This is a genomic window from Cupriavidus sp. 05N38, from assembly GCF_056397345.1.
Window position 1 is genome coordinate 141,350 of the sequence record NZ_JBFTNF010000004.1, and the last position, 15,886, is coordinate 157,235.

The following is a 15,886-nucleotide window of genomic DNA, read 5'->3' on the forward strand; positions in this document are numbered from 1 at the left end:
TTCAGCCGGCGCTGTGCGCCGGCATCAGCATCACTAGCGTCAATCCCGGCGCGGCGGCCGGCACCAGCGTGAGCTGCTCGAAATGCAGCAAGCCGCGCCGCGGATGGAGGAAACCGCGGCGGCCGCCCTGCCGCTCCTCCACATCCTGCGAGACCCAGTCCGCGCGAAAGGCCGGGCTTTCGGCCAGCAGGCCCTCGACCAGCGCCCGCGTGGGTGGATCTTCGGCATGGCGGATGCTGTGGGCGCGGAATTCCGCCACCAGCCGGGCCGCCCGGTGCGGCCAGTCTTCCACCAGCGCCTGCAGCCCCGGCGACAGGAACATGCTGCGCAACAGGTTGCGCTCACTGCTGGCGTCGTCCAGCCATCCCACGAACAGGTCCGCCGCCGCGGCATTCCACACCAGTGCGTTCCACTGCCGGTCCAGCAGGTAGGCCGGGCCGCTGATCGCTTCCACGCTCGCCATCACGGTCGCCGGCACGTGCGTGTCCTGTGCCTGCATCGGGTCGCGGCGGCCGGCCAGCTCGAACAGATAGGCACGTTCGGCACGCGACAGCCGCAGCGCGCCCGCCAGGCCGTCCAGCGCACGCGCGGACAGCGCTACCGGGCGCCCCTGCTCCAGCCATGTCACCCAGGTGGCGCTCAGCCCCGCCAGTTGCGCCAGCTCTTCCCTGCGCAAGCCCGGCGTGCGCCGCCGCCGGCCCGGGGCCAGGCCGACTTCGGACGGTGCCAGCCGCTCGCGGTGCGCACGCAGGAAACGCCCGAGCACGGCTTCGCGGGTTAGCTCGCGCTCACTGGCGGCGTCATTCGGGGCAGCGGCTTCTGCAAGTGGCGTGGTGTCGTTCATCAGGTCGTCGGGGCAGGCCCTGGTCGGTATCCAGTAGAAGCTGGTGCGTTTTATACCAGGATAAATCGGTGACTTGTACCGGGAAAACAGCCTGCTACAGTACGTCGAAGCCACCTGAAGGGCAAGTCCCGCCGGGTGGCCTCCAGATTCCCGGTCCCCGGTCACCAGAACCCACCAGCGGCCAGCGCCGCCAGGAGAACCCCATGCAACAACAAGACCTTGTCGCCGCCCAGTTCGGCGCGACCGCCAGCGCCTACCTCACCAGCGCGGTCCACGCCCAGGGCGCGGACCTGCAGCAGCTGGCGCGGGCGCTGGCGGACATCCCCGCGGCGCGCGTGCTCGACCTGGGTTGTGGCGCCGGCCACGCCAGCTTTGCCGCGGCGGGCGCCGCCGCCGAAGTGACGGCTTACGATCTCTCGGCCGAGATGCTGGCGGTGGTGGAAGCCGCCGCGCGCGACAAGGGCCTGGGCAATATCGTCACGCGCCAGGGTGCGGCGGAATCGCTGCCGTTCGAGGATGCCAGCTTCGACGCCGTGATCTCGCGCATGAGCGCCCACCACTGGCGCGACGTGCCGGCGGCGCTGGCCGAGATGCACCGGGTGCTCAAGCCCGGCGGCAGGGTCGTGCTGATCGATATCGCCGGCGCCGAGGATCCCTTGCTCGACACCTGGCTGCAGTCGGTGGAACTGTTGCGCGATCCTTCCCATATCCGCGACTACACCGGCCGCGCCTGGCTGGCGATGCTGGCGACCGCCGGCTTCGCGGCCAGCGTGTCGCCGGTGTGGCGGATCGAACTGGAATTCGCCAGCTGGGTGCAGCGCATGCGCACGCCCGAGGTGGCGGTGGCGGCCATCCGGCACCTGTGGCAGCTGGCGCCGGCGGAAGTCCGCGACCACTATCTTGTGCAGGCTGACGGCAGTTTTGCGCTGGAGGCCGTGATGGTGACGGCGACGCGCGCCTGAACGCCGGCCGGGCCCAACCAGCCTACGGCATGGCGGGCTCGGCCGGCAGCGGCAGGCTCTGCACCATCTGCCAGACCGCCGCCGCGGAGGGCGACAGCGAGCGGTCCTCGCGGCACACCATGACGATGCGCCGCTCCTCGCGCGGCGTGAGCGGGCGCCACACCAGCGGCGACGCCGCCGGCAGCGGCAGCGAGAACGACGGCAGCACCGAGGCGCCGATGCCGGCCTCGACCATGCCGAACACGCTGGCCGAATGCCCCAGCTCCTGCACCACGCTCGGCGCCACGCCGTGGCTGGCGAAGATGCGGTCGATCAGCGGCCGGCTGCCCGAGGCGAAATCCAGCAGGACCAGCGGCATGCCGTCCAGCGCGCTCCAGGGCACCGACTCCGCGCTGGCCAGCGGATGGTCGCGCCGGCAGACGAAGCAGAACGGGTCGGTGGCCAGCGGCGCGATGGTCAGCCCCTCGCGCGCCAGCGGGTCGATCAGCACGCCGAAATCCACCGCGCCGGCACGGATCTGCTCGAGCCCGTCGGCCTGCACGTTATCGCGCACGCTCAGGCGGATGTCCGGGTACTGGCGCGCGCAGGCGGAGACGTAAAGCGGCATCAGGCGCGCCGAGATCGTGGGTGCGCTGGCAATCACGACCCGCCCGCGATAGCGCTCCCCCAGCTGGCGTGTTTCTTCCAGTGTGTCGTCGAGCTGGCCTAGCAGGCGCTCGATGGCCGGCGCCAGCGCCTGGCCCGCCTCGGTCACCACCACTTCGCGCGTGGTCCGGTCGAGCAAGCGCACGCCAAGTGCTTCTTCCAGCTCAGCCACGCCCCGGCTGACGGCGGGCTGGGTCAGCCCCACGGCATCAGCGGCACGGCTGAAGCTGCCGTGCCCGACCACGGCGAGGAACACCCGCAACTGGCGCAATGTGTAATTCATGCGTTTATGAGATCAATGAATGCGATAAATGAATTTGCATTCTAGGCTGCGGTGGCGTCCAATACTAGGCGAAACCCTTATCCAACACTGCTGTCATGTCCGCCATCCTCTCACCCTTCAAGAAAATCTACGACCTGATCGACGGTTTCGTCCTGATCATGCTCACCGCCATCGGCATCGCGCTGCTGGCGCCCCAGCTCGGCACCGGCGACGGTCCGCTGCACCTGGGCCTTGTCACCAATCTGGGCGTGGCGCTGGTGTTCTTCCTGCACGGCGCGGCGCTGTCGCGCGACAAGCTGGTGGCCGGCGCGCGTCACTGGCGCCTGCATGCGTTCGTGCAGACCTTCACCTATATCGTCTTCCCGGTGGTCGGGCTGGCGCTGATGTTCGGCCTGCGCCATATGCTGCCCGCCGAGCTGCTGCTGGGCGTGTTCTACCTGTGCGCGCTGCCGTCGACGGTATCGTCCTCGGTGGCGATGACATCGATGGCGCGCGGCAACGTGCCCGGCGCCATTTTCAACGCCACCATCTCCGGCCTGATCGGCATGGCCGCCACCCCGCTGCTGATGGGCCTGGTGATCAGCGCCAGCGGCGCCTCCATGCCGCTGGGCAAGGCGCTGATGGGCGTGGCGCTGCAACTGCTGCTGCCGTTCGCACTGGGCCAGGCGGCCCGCCCGCTGATCGCCAGCTGGCTGGCCAAGAAGAAGCAGGTCACCAACAAGATCGACCGCGGCGTGATCGTGCTGATCGTCTATTCCTCGTTCTGCGACGCCACCGCCGCCGGCCTGTGGCGCAAGTACAACTGGGAAACCATCGGCGCGGTGATGGTCCTGGCCGCCGTGCTGCTGCTGGTGATCCTGGCCACCACCACCTTCACCGCGCGCCGCCTGGGCTTCTCGGTGGAAGACGAGATCACCGCGGTGTTCTGCGGCTCCAAGAAGAGCCTGGCCAACGGCATCCCGATGGCCAAGATCCTGTTCGCCGGCCATCCGGCGCTGGGCCTGCTGGTGCTGCCGCTGATGGTCTACCACCAGTTGCAGCTGATCGTCTGCTCGGTGATCGCCTCGCGCTACGCCAACCGCGACGCGCTCCCCGATGGCGCCACCGCACGCGCGTAAGTCTTCGCGCACAAGAGTCTTCGCGCACAAGAGTCTTCGCGCACAAGAGTCTTCGCGCACAAGAGTCTTCGCGCACAAGGCAAAATGGCCGGCGGATGCCGGCCATTTTGCTTTCTGGCTGCCTTCCGGCGGCTCCCCGCCCTACACCGACGGATTCTTCGACAGAGGCGGATTGCGCGCGAAGTAATTGCGGATGCCGCGCAGGATGGCGTTGGCCAGCTGCTCCTGGTGGTTCTCGTCGTTGAGCTTGCGCTCCTCTTCGGGGTTGCTGATGAAGGCGGTCTCGACCAGGATCGAGGGAATGTCCGGTGCCTTCAGCACGGCAAAGCCCGCCTGCTCCACGCTGCCCTTGTGCAGCCTGTTGATGCCGCCGATTTCCGCGAGCACCGCCTTGCCCACCTGCAGGCTGTCGTTGATCTGCGCGGTGGTGGACAGGTCCAGCAGCACGCGCGCGACCTGGGCATCCTTGTTGCCCATGTTGGCGCCGCCGATCAGATCGGAGGCGTTCTCCTTGTTGGCCATCCAGCGTGCCGCGCTGCTCGACGCGCCGCGCTCGGACAGCGCGAACACGGAGGCCCCCTTGGCTTCCGGCGACAGGAAGGCATCGGCGTGGATCGACACGAACAGGTCGGCCTGCACGCGGCGCGCCTTCTGCACGCGCACGTTCAGCGGCACGAAGAAATCGGCGTCGCGCGTCATCATGGCCCGCATATTGGGCTGCGCGTCGATCTTGGCGCGCAGGCGGTGCGCGATCTGCAGCACCACGTCCTTCTCGCGCGAACCGGACGCGCCGGTGGCGCCGGGGTCTTCGCCGCCGTGGCCCGGGTCGATCGCCACCGTCAGCAGGCGGCGCATCTTGAAGGGCCGGTCGGCCGGCGCATTGTTGGCCGGCAGCGCGGGCGGCGCATTGTTCTGCGCCAGCGGCGGCACGGGCGGCGCGCCTGCCGTGGGCGGTGTGGCGGGCGCCTGCGGCCTGGGCCGGTTCGCCGCCATCGGCGGCAGGGCCGGCACCGGATTGGCGCCCTTGTCGTCGAACTTGCGCACCAGCGCGCCGATGGCATCTTCCTCGCCCGTGGCGGGCGCGCCGGACACACCATCGGCGCCCGCCGGCGGCGGCGTCGCGGCAAAGCGGCGCTGCTTGTCCTCGGTGTCGCGCACCAGCTTCCACAGCGGATCGGGCGGGTTGACCGGGTAGAGATCGAACACCAGGCGGTTGCGGTAGCTGCCGATCGGCGCCAGCGTAAACACCTGCGGCGAGACGTCTTCCTTCAGGTCGAACACCAGCCGCACCACGCGCGGGCGGTTCTGCCCGACGCGCACGGTCTGGATATAGGGGTCATTGGAGGTGACCTTGGCCACCAGTTCGCGCAGCGTAGGCGACAGGTCCAGGCCATCGATGTCCACCACCAGGCGGTCGGGGCCGTGGACCATCTGGTGCACGGCGGCCAGCGGCGCATCGGACTCGATGGTGACGCGGGTGTATTCCTCGGCGGGCCAGACGCGCACGGCCACGATGCCGGCGCCGAAGGCGATCTGAGGCCCCGCCAGCGTCAGCACCACGCTGCCGGCGCCGGCCTTGAGACACTGCGCCAGCCATTTACGGCGGGCCAGCAACAATTCATCGGGACGGTCGGTAGCGAGTCGCTTGATCAGCATGCGCAAAGCAGGGTAAGTCCAGTCTGAGTATAGGCACGAAGCGTAACCATCCGACGCTCCGCAGCATCGTCGGCGTCGCTTGTGTCCGATTGGAGCAACAAGTGAAGGTCGGGTTCCCCGAGCAGCCGGCCGGCTTTCTCCGGCCACTCGACCAGGTTGACGGCGGGTTCGGCGAAACAGTCGCGGAACCCGGCATCGGCCCATTCCTCCGGATCGGCGAAACGGTACAGGTCGAAGTGGTAGACGGTCAGCGGCGAGCCATCCGCGCGCGTGACCGCGTACGGCTCGCACAGCGTGTAGGTGGGGCTGCGGACCTTGCCCTGATGGCCGAGCGCGCGCAGGATCGCGCGCGACAGCGTGGTCTTGCCCGCGCCAAGATCGCCCGACAGCTGCAGGTGCACGGTCTGCGGCGGCAACGCGCGCGCCGCGCCGGCCAGTGCCGCGCCCAGCCGCGCGGTGGCGGCTTCGTCTGGCAGGATCAAGGTGCGTTCTTCGAGCAAGGGCATTGCGTACAATTCGGGAATGATCGACCGTGCAACCCAGGCGCCAGCCGCCACCCAACCTCCTCCCGCCAGCGGCGGCGCCCGTGCGGACGCCGCGCGGCTGGATGCGCTGGCGCGCTCGATCCGGACGTGGGGCGCGGAACTGGGCTTCGACGCGGTCAGCATCGCCGAAGTCGACCTGAGCCGGGCGGAAGCGGGGTTGATGGCGTGGCTGGCACAGGGCTACCACGGCGACATGGATTATATGGCCAACCACGGCCTGCGGCGCGCCCGCCCAGCCGAACTCGTGCCCGGCACGGTACGCGCCATCGTGGCGCGCATGCCTTACCTGCCGGCTTCCGGCGAAGCCGACTGGCGCGGCCACGAACTGGCCCGGCTGGACGATCCCGCCACCGCGGTGATCTCGCTCTATGCGCGCGGCCGGGACTACCACAAGGTGCTGCGCAACCGCCTGCAGCAGCTCGCCAGCCGCATCGAAGCCGCCATCGGCCCGTTCGGCTACCGGGTCTTTACCGACTCCGCGCCGGTCATGGAGGTGGCGCTGGCCACGCAGGGCGGACTGGGCTGGCGCGGCAAGCATACGCTGCTGCTGGACCGGGACGGCGGCTCGATGTTCTTCCTCGGCGAGATCCTGGTCGACGTGCCCTTTCCCGCCGACCAGCCGCTGGAGCCCCATTGCGGCAGTTGCCGCCGCTGCATCGACATCTGCCCGACCCAGGCCATCCTCGAACCGTACCGGCTCGACGCGCGCCGCTGCATTTCCTACCTGACGATCGAGCACAAGGGCGCCATCCCCGAGCCGCTGCGCGCCCCCATGGGCAACCGCGTGTACGGGTGCGACGATTGCCAGCTGGCCTGTCCCTGGAACAAGTTTGCCCACCGCGCGACGCTGCCTGACTTCGACGTGCGCAATGGCTTCGGGGCGCCCGACATGGTCACGCTGTTCGGCTGGACGGAAACGGAGTTCAACCAGCGACTCGAAGGCAGCCCGATCCGCCGCATCGGCCACGAGCGCTGGCTGCGCAACCTGGCGGTGGGCCTGGGCAACAGCCTTCGCGCAGCCTGCGAGACCGGCGACGCCGCCCTCGCCGCGCGCATCCGCGCCGCGCTCGGCGCGCGCCAGGCCGACGCCAGCCCGCTGGTGCGCGAGCATATCGGCTGGGCGCTGGCGCAGGATGTGGGCGCCGACGCGCCGGCCTGCATCGCGGATTGAGCCGGCTAACTGACCAGCGACAGCCAGAACGGCGTCGTGACGATGGCGGCGATGGTCATCACGGAGATGGTGGCCGCCACCATCGGCCCGTTGCCGCCCATGCGCACGGCCAGGATATAGGCGCTCGACGCCGTCGGCAGCGAAGCGAACAGCACCACGATCTGCGACTGCAGCTCCGTCAGCGGGAGCATCCGCCCCACCGCCCACGCAAAGCACGGCATTGCCAGCAGCTTGACCCCGCTCCACCACGCCATCGGCCCGACCGCGCCGGAGGCGCCGCGCATCTGCAGCCCGGCGCCCACCGTGATCAGCCCCAGCGCGGTCGATGCCGAGCCCAGCCGCGTCAGCGTCGTCGCCAGTACCTCCGGCGGATGCAGGCCCAGCAGGTTGGTCAGCAAGCCGCCCGCGGTGGCCAGGATCAGCGGGTTGCGCGCGATTTCGCGCCACACGCGCGCCTCGCCGTGACGGGCCAGGGCCCAGACCGCCACCACATTGCACAGCGGCACCGTGCAGCCGACGATCACCGCCATCATGGCCAGGCCCTCGCTGCCGCCCAGGCGCGCGGCCAGCGCCAGCCCGATATAGGAATTGAAGCGGAAGGCGGTCTGCAGGCCGGAGGCGAAGTCGACCGGCGCGGGCCGCAGCGCCCACTTGGCCGCGTATCCGCCAGCCATGCCGAAGGCAGTGGTCATCACGGCCAGCCCGAGCATGGCCGAAGTCGACGAAAAGTCGAACTTGGCGCTGTTGGTGGACTGCAGCAGCAGCGCCGGGAAGAGGACGAAGTACACAAGGCGTTCGACGCCGGACCAGAACGCGCGGTCGAACGACGTGTAGCGCACCAGCAGCCAGCCAATCAGGATGAGGCTGAAATCCGGCACCAGCAGCAAGGCAAAAGACATTGTCTCGTTTTATTTTTCGTGATGGCCGCCGCGCCGGTGGCGGCCAGGTTCCGGCCATGGGAAGGGACGGAAGGATGGCATCGTCATGTGCCGACTAGGGCAGATACCAATTGGTATTGTTCCAGAATTCGCCCAATATGGCACGTTCCGTCGTACCGTCCACGCCTCATGTTGCCCCGTCGTACCCCGTCCGCGCGCGCCCTGCTGCGCCATCGCGCAAGCCAGCTGGCGCTCGTCCTGTGCGCAGGCGCGGCGCTGGCCCTGCCGGCGCCGCACGCGCGCGCCGGCGAGATCGAGGGCATGCGCATCGACGACGCAACCCGCGTGGGCGGCAAGGAATTGCAGCTCAACGGCACCGGCCTGCGCTCTGGCTTTGTCATCAAGGGCTACGTGGCCGCGCTCTACCTGCCGGAGAAAGCCCGCAACGCCACCGTGGTGCTGGGTGTGCCCGGCCCCAAGCGGCTGCAGATCCGGCCGCTGCGCGAGGTAAGGTCGGAGGCATTCTTCAAGGCGCTCAACCAGGGCATCCGCGAAAATCACAGCGAGATGCAGGTGCTGCGCCTGTCGGACCGCATGCTCCAGCTACGCCAGACCATGGAGCAGATGGGCACCGCCCGCAAAGGCGACGTGATCGACTTCGACTTCTCGCCCGACGGCGGCACCGTGGTCGCCATCAACGGCACGCCACGCGGCAGGGCAATTCCGGGCGAGGACTTCTACCAGGCCGTGCTGCGCATCTTCCTGGGCGACCATCCGGTCGACCGGGATCTCAAGCGCGGGCTCCTGGGCGGCTGAACGCCGGCGGACCGGCAACGCCGCACGGCCCGCCGCCACAACTCACGCCGCCGGCCACACCGCCCCGCCACCGCGGGTGCCTGGCCGGCGTTCTTCACCTTGGGCGGATATCCCCGCCCGGTCTTTGATGGGAAACACGATCTCATGCACACAAGCAAGATTGCACTGGCCCTGAGTCTGGCAGTCGCCGCGTCGGTCGCGCAGGCACAGAGCTTTCCGACCAAGCCGATCCGCCTGATCATCCCGTTCGCCCCGGGCGGCACCACCGATATCGTGGGCCGCGGCGCGGCCGACCAGATGAGCCGCATCCTGGGCCAGCCGGTGGTGGTGGAGAACCGCGCCGGCGGGGGCGGCTCGATCGGCGCGGACGCCATCGCCAAGTCGCCGCCGGACGGCTACACCATCGGCATCTCCACCGTATCGACGATGGCGGTCAACCCGGCCTGCAATCCCAAGCTGTCCTACGACCCCATCAAGGACTTCAAGCCCATCACCAACCTGGCCAACGTGGCCAATGTGATCGCGGTCAACCCGAACTTCCCTGCCAAGGACTACAAGGAGTTCCTGGCCGCGCTCAAGGCGCACCCGGGCAAATACTCGTTCGCCACTTCGGGCACCTGCGCCTTCGGCCACATGCTGGGCGAGCAGTTCAAGGTCTCGACCAAGACCTTCATGGTCCATATCCCCTACCGCGGCGCGGGTCCCGCGCTGAACGACGTGCTGGCCGGCCAGGTGCCGATCATGGTGGACAACCTGCCCTCGTCGATGCCCTATATCAAGGCCGGCAAGCTGCGCCCGATCGTAGTGGCGTGGAACAAGCGCCTGGACTCGCTGCCCGATGTGCCTACCTTCGGCGAAATGGGACTGAAGGAGCCGAACGACCCCGCCTGGTACGGCCTGGTGGCCCCGGCCGGCACGCCTGACGACGTCATCAAGAAGCTCAACGACGCCGCCGTCAAGGCCTTGCAGGACAAGGACTTCCAGCAGCGCCTGCGCGCCGCCGGCGCCGAGCCGTCGGGCAACACGCCGGCGCAGCACGCGGCCGAGATCAAGAAGGAGTTCGACAAGATGAAGAACCTGGTGAAGGTGCAGAACATCAAGCTCGAACAGTAAGCGCAAGGCAAGCCAGGCAAGCCTGCGCCGTGGAAGGTCTTGCGCCCATTTCCGACGAAATGGGAAGGAGAGACAACACGCGACAGGCTATCCCTGCCGGCAACGCAAGGGCTTCCCGAGGGAAGCCCTTTTTCATTGCGGCGGCGCCATGCACTAGAATCCGGAATGGCCCGCAAGGCCATCCGTTCCGTCCCTGCATCCCGCCCGGCCAACCATGCATTCCATTTTCGACGCCATCCTCGCCGCGCCTTTCGGCAAGGTCGGCGTGCGCACCGAGGGTGACTTGATCCGCGAGATCGTCTACCTGCCGGACAGCATGCCCCTCATCGCGCCCGCCAGCGCCGTCGCAGAACGCCTGGCGCGGCAGCTCGAGGCCTACTACGCCGATCCCGACGCCCCTCTCGATGTGCCGCTGGCGCCGGCGGGCACCGGGTTCCAGCGCCGCGTGTGGCAGGCCATCGCCGCGGTCCCGCGCGGCAAGACCACCACCTACGGCGCGATGGCGCGGGACATCGCCAGCGTACCGCGCGCGGTCGGGCAAGCGTGCGGCTCCAATGTGTTCCCGCTGGTGATCCCGTGCCACCGCGTGGTCGGCGCCGGCGGCCTCGGCGGCTTCGCCCACCACAGCGAAGATGGCTACCTGCTCGAGACCAAGCGCTGGCTGTTGCGCCACGAAGGCGTGCTGCTGATATGAGCGGACTCCCCACCGACGACACGGACGTCGCCCGCGGCGGCGCCGCCCACGCGGGCGACGAAGCCAGCGATGACGCCATCGACGAAACCATTGACGAAGCCGCGCTGCTGGCCGACCTCGACCTGGTCGGCCGTTTCTGCGATGCGCTCTGGCTCGAGGACGGCCTCTCGCAGAACACCATCGACGCCTACCGGCGCGATCTCGCGCTGCTCTCGCGCTGGCTGCATGCCAATGCGGTGTGCGCGCTGCTCGAGGTGAACGACGAAGCCCTCAGTGGTTACATCGCCTCGCGCCACCTGGAGACGCGCGCATCGTCGGCCAACCGGCGGCTCACGGTGTTCAAGCGCTTCTTCCAGTGGGCGCTGCGCGAGCACATGATCACCGCAGACCCCTGCCTGCTGCTGCGCCCGGCCAAGCAGCCGCCGCGCTTTCCCAAGACGCTGAGCGAAGCGCAGGTGGAAGCCCTGCTCGAGGCGCCCGACACCGGCACCCCGCTCGGCCTGCGCGACCGCACCATGCTCGAGCTGATGTACGCCAGCGGCCTGCGCGTGTCCGAGCTCACGCAGATGAAGACCGTGGAGGTCGGCCTCAACGAAGGCGTGGCACGCGTGGTCGGCGGCAAGGGCAACAAGGAGCGGCTCGTGCCGTTCGGCGCGGAAGCCGGCGACTGGCTGCGCCGCTACCTCGCGCAGGGCCGCCCCGCCCTGCTCGGCGAGCGCGCCTGCGACGCGCTGTTCGTCACCCAGCGTGGCGACGGCATGACGCGCCAGACCTTCTGGCACCTGATCAAGCGCCATGCGCGCGAAGCCGGCATCCACGCCCCGCTGTCACCGCATACGCTGCGGCATGCCTTCGCCACGCACCTGCTCAATCACGGCGCCGACCTGCGCGTGGTGCAGCTGCTGCTAGGGCACGCCGACATCTCCACCACGCAGATCTACACCCATGTCGCGCGCGAGCGCCTGCGCGAGCTGCACCAGCATCACCACCCGCGCGGCTGAGCGACGAAACCGCCAGTTCACCGAATCATGAGCAAGTCCAAACACGTATCCGAAACCCCTGCCACCCAGTTCCTCAGGCAACATGGCGTGGCCTTCGGCGAGCATGCCTACGACTACGTGGAGCACGGCGGCACCGGCGAATCGGCGCGCCAGCTCGGCGTGCCGGAACACGCCGTGGTCAAGACGCTGGTCATGGAGGACGAGAAGGCGCAGCCGCTGATCGTGCTGATGCATGGCGACTGCTCGGTCTCCACCAAGAACCTGGCGCGCCAGACCGGCCGCAAGAGCGTGCAGCCATGCAAGCCGGAAGTCGCGCAGCGCCACAGCGGCTACATGGTGGGCGGGACATCGCCCTTCGGCACCCGCAAGCGCATGCCGGTGTATGTGGAAGCCGGCGTGCTGGCGCTGGAGAAGATCTATATCAACGGCGGCAGGCGCGGCTATCTGGTCAGCATCGCGCCCGGCGTGCTGACCGAGCTGGCGGGTGCGGTGGCGGTGGAATGCGCGCTGCCCGACTGAAAGCACCCGGGCGGGCCGTGCCGCAAAGACGGTGCTCCGGTATTGGGGAAGTCACGGAACTGAACCGGCGCCGACCGCGCTACAATCCGCCCAGCCTCAAATTCCCGTTTCCCACATGGCCAACCTGATTCTCGCTATTTCCGCCTACCTGATCGGCTCCATCTCCTTCGCCGTCGTGGTCAGCAAGGCCATGGGCCTGCCTGATCCGCATACCTATGGCTCCGGCAATCCCGGCGCCACCAACGTCCTGCGCAGCGGCAACAAGAAAGCCGCGGTGCTGACGCTGATCGGCGACGGGCTGAAGGGCTGGCTGGCGGTCTGGCTCGCGCAGCATTTCGGGCCGGCCTACGGCATCGGCGACACCGGCGTCGCGCTGGCGGCGGTGGCGGTCTTCCTGGGCCACCTGTTCCCGGTGTTCTTCGGCTTCGCCGGCGGCAAGGGCGTGGCGACCGCGGCCGGCATCCTGTTCGCCATCGACCCGCTGCTGGGACTGGGCACGCTGGCCACCTGGCTGATCATCGCCTTCTTCTTCCGCTATTCATCGCTGGCCGCGCTGGTGTCGGCGGTGTTCGCGCCATTCTTCTACGTGTTGATGTCGGGCATCGACGTGATCGCCGGCGCGGTCTTCGCGATCGGCGTGCTGCTGGTGGTGCGCCATCGCCAGAACATCGGCAACCTCCTGGCCGGCAAGGAAAGCCGGATCGGCGACAAGAAAAAAGCAAGCTGACGCGCCGCCTCGCCAGCCCCCATGAAAAAGCCCGCTTCGCGCGGGCTTTTTCATGGGGGCCGCGGGTCGGAGCGACCCGTTCACGGAAAAGGTCGCCACGAGGTCATATTTGCCGAGCGTCCAATAGATGTCTTTCATCTCGATACCGCAGGTCTTCGCCATTTCGCGAACGGCGGCGGCACGCCGGGTTGTTTCCTTTACGGTACGGATCCCCTGATCGGTGAAGTTCAGTAGGGTGACAAAAGTTGCCATGATGCGTCTCCTGATCGACTGGAACGGCACGATGCGCCGCCTGGGCGGGCAGCGCGGGCAAAGCCGTCAGGAGCAGCAATCTCTGTACCATGCGAGCCGGCGCGCGCCCCGCACGGCACCGGCGCGGCCGGACCGGCACGCAGGCCCGCCGATCCGGCCGGAAGTGTTCCAGGTCTGGTACGCCGTGCCGCGCGGCGGGGGCGCTCAGGCCGCCTGCGCCAGCGCCGCGAACGGGAAGATCATCTCGACCCGCAGGCCGCCTTCGGGCCGGTTTTCCAGCACCAGCCGGCCACCGGCCTGGCGTACCAGCCGGTCGACGATAGCCAGCCCCAGGCCCGAATGCGCGTTGCCGCCGCGCGCCGGGTCCAGCCGCACGAAGGGCAGCGTGACCTTCTCCATGGCGTCCGGCGGGATGCCGTCGCCCTCGTCCTCCACCACCATGTGCCAGCCGTCGGCCTGGCGCGAGGTGGCCAGGCGCACCGGCGGCGCGCCGTAGGAATAGGCGTTGTCGACCAGGTTGCCGACAATGCGGTCGAGCTGGGTGGCGATCATCCGGAAGCCCTCGCCCGCCGTCAGCGACAGCTCCACTGTCTTGTCCTGCTCTGCCAGCGAAGCGGCCAGTTCGCCGAGCCGGCGGTCAACCTGGACCGGACGCGCGGCCGGCTCGCCGCTCTGCGCGAAGGTGAGGAACTGCTCGACGATGGCAGACATCGATTCCACATCGCGCGTCACGCCGGCCGCCGCCTTGGGRTCGGCSAGCATCTCSGCGCGCAGSCGCAGCCGCGCCAGCGGKGTCTTCAGRTCRTGSGCGATRCCGGCCAGCATGGTGTTGCGCTCCTGGTCGATGCGCGTCAGGTCGGCCATCATCCGGTTGAAGCGCACGATCAGCTGGCGCAGCTCGTGCGGGCCGCGCTCGCGCAGCGGCTCAACGCTGTGCTGGCGCGACAGCTGCTCGGCCGCCGCCGCCATGTCGCGCACCGGGCGCTGGATCTGCCAGGCGATCAGCAGTGCCACCGCCATGGCCACGCCGACCACCAGGATCACGCCCGGCACCAGGCGGTTGTCCGGGGGCGGGTTGAGCACCCACAGCACCGGCATGGCTATCCAGTCCTGGCGCTGCGGCAGCTTGACCCAGATGCGCGAGGTTTCCTCCTCCTCCAGCCGCACCTTGCTGCCGGCCGGGAGGCGCAGCGCGAACTGCTCGACCAGGCGCCGCGCGCGGCCCTTGGCCGCCACGGTGTGCTCCGCCGCGCTGGCTTCGCTGGCCACCTCGACCAGGCTGGGCAGCGGCGCGGGCGGCTTAGCGGCGAGCGCGCGCTGGATACTGTCGAACTGGAACAGCATCTGCTCGACCGAATAGTCCACTTGCTGCTGTCGGCGGTCCATGCGCAGGATTGCCAGCCAGGAGAAGTGGCTCAGCACCAGCACGGCGGCGATCAGCAGTGCGATGCGGCCGAACAGGGTATCGATGCGCAGTTTCATCGTGGTATGTCGTCGGCTTCGTCGGGCACGAAGGTATAGCCCCGGCCACGCACGGTCTGGATATAGCGCGGCCGCTGCGCGTCTTCGTCGAGCAGGCGGCGCAGGCGCCAGATCTGCACGTCGATGCCGCGGTCGCTGATGCCGCTCGCCGAGCCGTACATCAGCTCCACGACGCGCTCGCGCGAGAGCACTTCCAGCGGGTGCGTCAGCAGCAGCTTGAGCAGCGCGAATTCAGTGTCGCTGATCGGTACGGCCTCGCCCCCGCGCACCAGCGAGCGCTGGCGGAAATTCACGCGGAACGGCCCGAAGGTCAGTCCCTCGCGGTCCTCCGGCGCGGATGCCGGGCGCGCCAGCTTGCGGCGCAGCACGGCATTGATGCGCGCCAGCAATTCGCGCGGCGAGAACGGCTTGCCGAGGTAGTCGTCGGCGCCGATCTCGAGGCCCACGATGCGGTCGATCTCGTCGCTGCGGGCGGTCAGCAGGATCACCGGGATATCGTCGTTCTTGGCGCGCAGGTTGCGTAGCGCGGTGAGGCCGTCGACCTTGGGCATCATCAGGTCCAGCACGATCAGGGCCGGACGCTCGCGCTCCAGGCGCGCCTGCAAACCTTCGCCATCGTGCAGGACCGACACGGCAAAACCTTGCTGGCTGAGGTATTCGCGCAGCAGGTCGCGGAGTTCTGGATCGTCGTCGACGACCAGGATCTGGGTAGGCTGATTGGCTCGCATAAGCAGATGATAGCTAGGCTGGGCGCGGCAATCCGGGCGAATTGTTTCAGGGCATTACACCCGGGCCACTGGTAATGATCTGTAAGAAAGGCCGTCGGCAATGAAACATCGACGGAATCAAGGCGCATTATGCTTCGCTTATGTTTGCTGCCACCGGCGCCGCCGGAGCGCGCGGCACCGACCTGAAGCAGCCGGCACGACGTGCCGCCACGTGCCCTTAGCGGCATATGCCGATGGCATTGCGGCATACTTCTGCCTCTTCCACCCCGAATATCGAACAACGCGTTTCGTCGCGTCGCATCCCAGGAACCGGTCATGGCCAACCCCGAAGAAAATCAACAGGCTAAGCTGCCACCGTCCGGCAAGCCGGTCTCGCACCGCCGCAAACTGATCGCCGCCGCGCTGATCGTGCTGCTGGCCGGCGGCGGCTGGTACTGGTATCACCATCGCAC

General features: G+C 68.5%; 16 protein-coding genes and 1 pseudogene. 9 read left to right on the forward strand and 8 right to left on the reverse strand.

All coding sequences use genetic code 11. The features are described 5' to 3' along the window. Position 1: 1 nt before the first annotated feature. Positions 2-844 (reverse strand): helix-turn-helix transcriptional regulator, encoded by an 843-nt coding sequence (locus tag AC1DK4_RS05450; protein ID WP_441612703.1) that lies wholly within the window; start codon positions 842-844, stop codon positions 2-4. 203 nt (positions 845-1,047) lie between these two features. On the opposite strand from AC1DK4_RS05450, the gene AC1DK4_RS05455 reads away from it, so the two are divergent. Continuing rightward, the gene (locus AC1DK4_RS05455; RefSeq protein ID WP_441612704.1) at positions 1,048-1,806 is read left to right on the forward strand and encodes a class I SAM-dependent methyltransferase; all 759 of its coding nucleotides are present in this window, start codon (positions 1,048-1,050) and stop codon (positions 1,804-1,806) included. Between the two features lie 22 nt (positions 1,807-1,828). Here AC1DK4_RS05455 and AC1DK4_RS05460 read toward each other — a convergent pair whose 3' ends face one another. After that, complete coding sequence (locus AC1DK4_RS05460; RefSeq protein WP_441612705.1) at positions 1,829-2,734, reverse strand: LysR family transcriptional regulator; 906 nt, start codon at positions 2,732-2,734, stop codon at positions 1,829-1,831. Positions 2,735-2,829: 95 nt separating this feature from the next. On the opposite strand from AC1DK4_RS05460, the gene AC1DK4_RS05465 reads away from it, so the two are divergent. Further along, positions 2,830-3,852, forward strand: a complete 1,023-nt coding sequence (locus AC1DK4_RS05465) for a bile acid:sodium symporter family protein (RefSeq protein ID WP_441612706.1) — start codon at positions 2,830-2,832, stop codon at positions 3,850-3,852. A 141-nt stretch (positions 3,853-3,993) separates the two neighbouring features. Here AC1DK4_RS05465 and AC1DK4_RS05470 read toward each other — a convergent pair whose 3' ends face one another. Together AC1DK4_RS05470 and tsaE are read right to left on the reverse strand one after the other, a co-directional pair. After that, positions 3,994-5,508: an N-acetylmuramoyl-L-alanine amidase gene (locus AC1DK4_RS05470; protein ID WP_441612707.1), complete on the reverse strand. Its 1,515-nt coding sequence runs from the start codon at positions 5,506-5,508 to the stop codon at positions 3,994-3,996. Then, complete coding sequence (gene tsaE / locus AC1DK4_RS05475; RefSeq protein WP_441612733.1) at positions 5,502-6,014, reverse strand: tRNA (adenosine(37)-N6)-threonylcarbamoyltransferase complex ATPase subunit type 1 TsaE; 513 nt, start codon at positions 6,012-6,014, stop codon at positions 5,502-5,504. The genes AC1DK4_RS05470 and tsaE overlap by 7 nt, the downstream gene beginning before the upstream one ends. Positions 6,015-6,030: 16 nt before the next feature. Between tsaE and queG the strand changes: the two genes are divergently transcribed. Continuing rightward, positions 6,031-7,224, forward strand: a complete 1,194-nt coding sequence (gene queG, locus AC1DK4_RS05480; protein WP_441612708.1) for a tRNA epoxyqueuosine(34) reductase QueG — start codon at positions 6,031-6,033, stop codon at positions 7,222-7,224. A gap of 5 nt (positions 7,225-7,229) precedes the next feature. On the opposite strand, the gene AC1DK4_RS05485 is transcribed toward queG, so the two are convergent. After that, positions 7,230-8,123 carry an AEC family transporter gene (locus tag AC1DK4_RS05485; protein WP_441612709.1) on the reverse strand — a complete coding sequence of 298 codons (894 nt, stop codon included), beginning with the start codon at positions 8,121-8,123 and terminating at the stop codon, positions 7,230-7,232. Between the two features lie 168 nt (positions 8,124-8,291). Between AC1DK4_RS05485 and AC1DK4_RS05490 the strand changes: the two genes are divergently transcribed. The 6 genes from AC1DK4_RS05490 to plsY all read left to right on the forward strand — a co-directional run bounded on the left by AC1DK4_RS05490 (position 8,292) and on the right by plsY (position 12,972). Next, complete coding sequence (locus AC1DK4_RS05490) at positions 8,292-8,918, forward strand: chalcone isomerase family protein (RefSeq protein WP_441612710.1); 627 nt, start codon at positions 8,292-8,294, stop codon at positions 8,916-8,918. 144 nt (positions 8,919-9,062) lie between these two features. After that, positions 9,063-10,031, forward strand: coding sequence for a tripartite tricarboxylate transporter substrate binding protein BugE (locus tag AC1DK4_RS05495; RefSeq protein WP_441612711.1), 969 nt, complete (start codon positions 9,063-9,065; stop codon positions 10,029-10,031). 214 nt (positions 10,032-10,245) lie between these two features. After that, positions 10,246-10,725 carry a methylated-DNA--[protein]-cysteine S-methyltransferase gene (locus tag AC1DK4_RS05500; RefSeq protein ID WP_441612712.1) on the forward strand — a complete coding sequence of 160 codons (480 nt, stop codon included), beginning with the start codon at positions 10,246-10,248 and terminating at the stop codon, positions 10,723-10,725. Further along, the gene (gene xerD / locus AC1DK4_RS05505) at positions 10,722-11,726 is read left to right on the forward strand and encodes a site-specific tyrosine recombinase XerD (RefSeq protein ID WP_441612713.1); all 1,005 of its coding nucleotides are present in this window, start codon (positions 10,722-10,724) and stop codon (positions 11,724-11,726) included. The genes AC1DK4_RS05500 and xerD overlap by 4 nt, the downstream gene beginning before the upstream one ends. Positions 11,727-11,753: 27 nt before the next feature. Next, positions 11,754-12,245: an aminoacyl-tRNA deacylase gene (locus AC1DK4_RS05510; RefSeq protein ID WP_441612714.1), complete on the forward strand. Its 492-nt coding sequence runs from the start codon at positions 11,754-11,756 to the stop codon at positions 12,243-12,245. A gap of 115 nt (positions 12,246-12,360) precedes the next feature. Beyond that, positions 12,361-12,972: a glycerol-3-phosphate 1-O-acyltransferase PlsY gene (gene plsY, locus AC1DK4_RS05515; protein WP_441612715.1), complete on the forward strand. Its 612-nt coding sequence runs from the start codon at positions 12,361-12,363 to the stop codon at positions 12,970-12,972. A gap of 87 nt (positions 12,973-13,059) precedes the next feature. Here plsY and AC1DK4_RS05520 read toward each other — a convergent pair. The 3 genes and pseudogenes from AC1DK4_RS05520 to AC1DK4_RS05530 all read right to left on the reverse strand — a co-directional run. After that, a pseudogene (locus AC1DK4_RS05520) lies at positions 13,060-13,224 on the reverse strand (GYD domain-containing protein); the annotation flags it as partial. Between the two features lie 204 nt (positions 13,225-13,428). Beyond that, positions 13,429-14,706 carry an ATP-binding protein gene (locus tag AC1DK4_RS05525; RefSeq protein WP_441612717.1) on the reverse strand — a complete coding sequence of 426 codons (1,278 nt, stop codon included), beginning with the start codon at positions 14,704-14,706 and terminating at the stop codon, positions 13,429-13,431. Further along, positions 14,703-15,434 carry a response regulator gene (locus tag AC1DK4_RS05530; protein ID WP_441612719.1) on the reverse strand — a complete coding sequence of 244 codons (732 nt, stop codon included), beginning with the start codon at positions 15,432-15,434 and terminating at the stop codon, positions 14,703-14,705. The genes AC1DK4_RS05525 and AC1DK4_RS05530 overlap by 4 nt, the downstream gene beginning before the upstream one ends. Between the last annotated feature and the right edge of the window lie 452 nt (positions 15,435-15,886).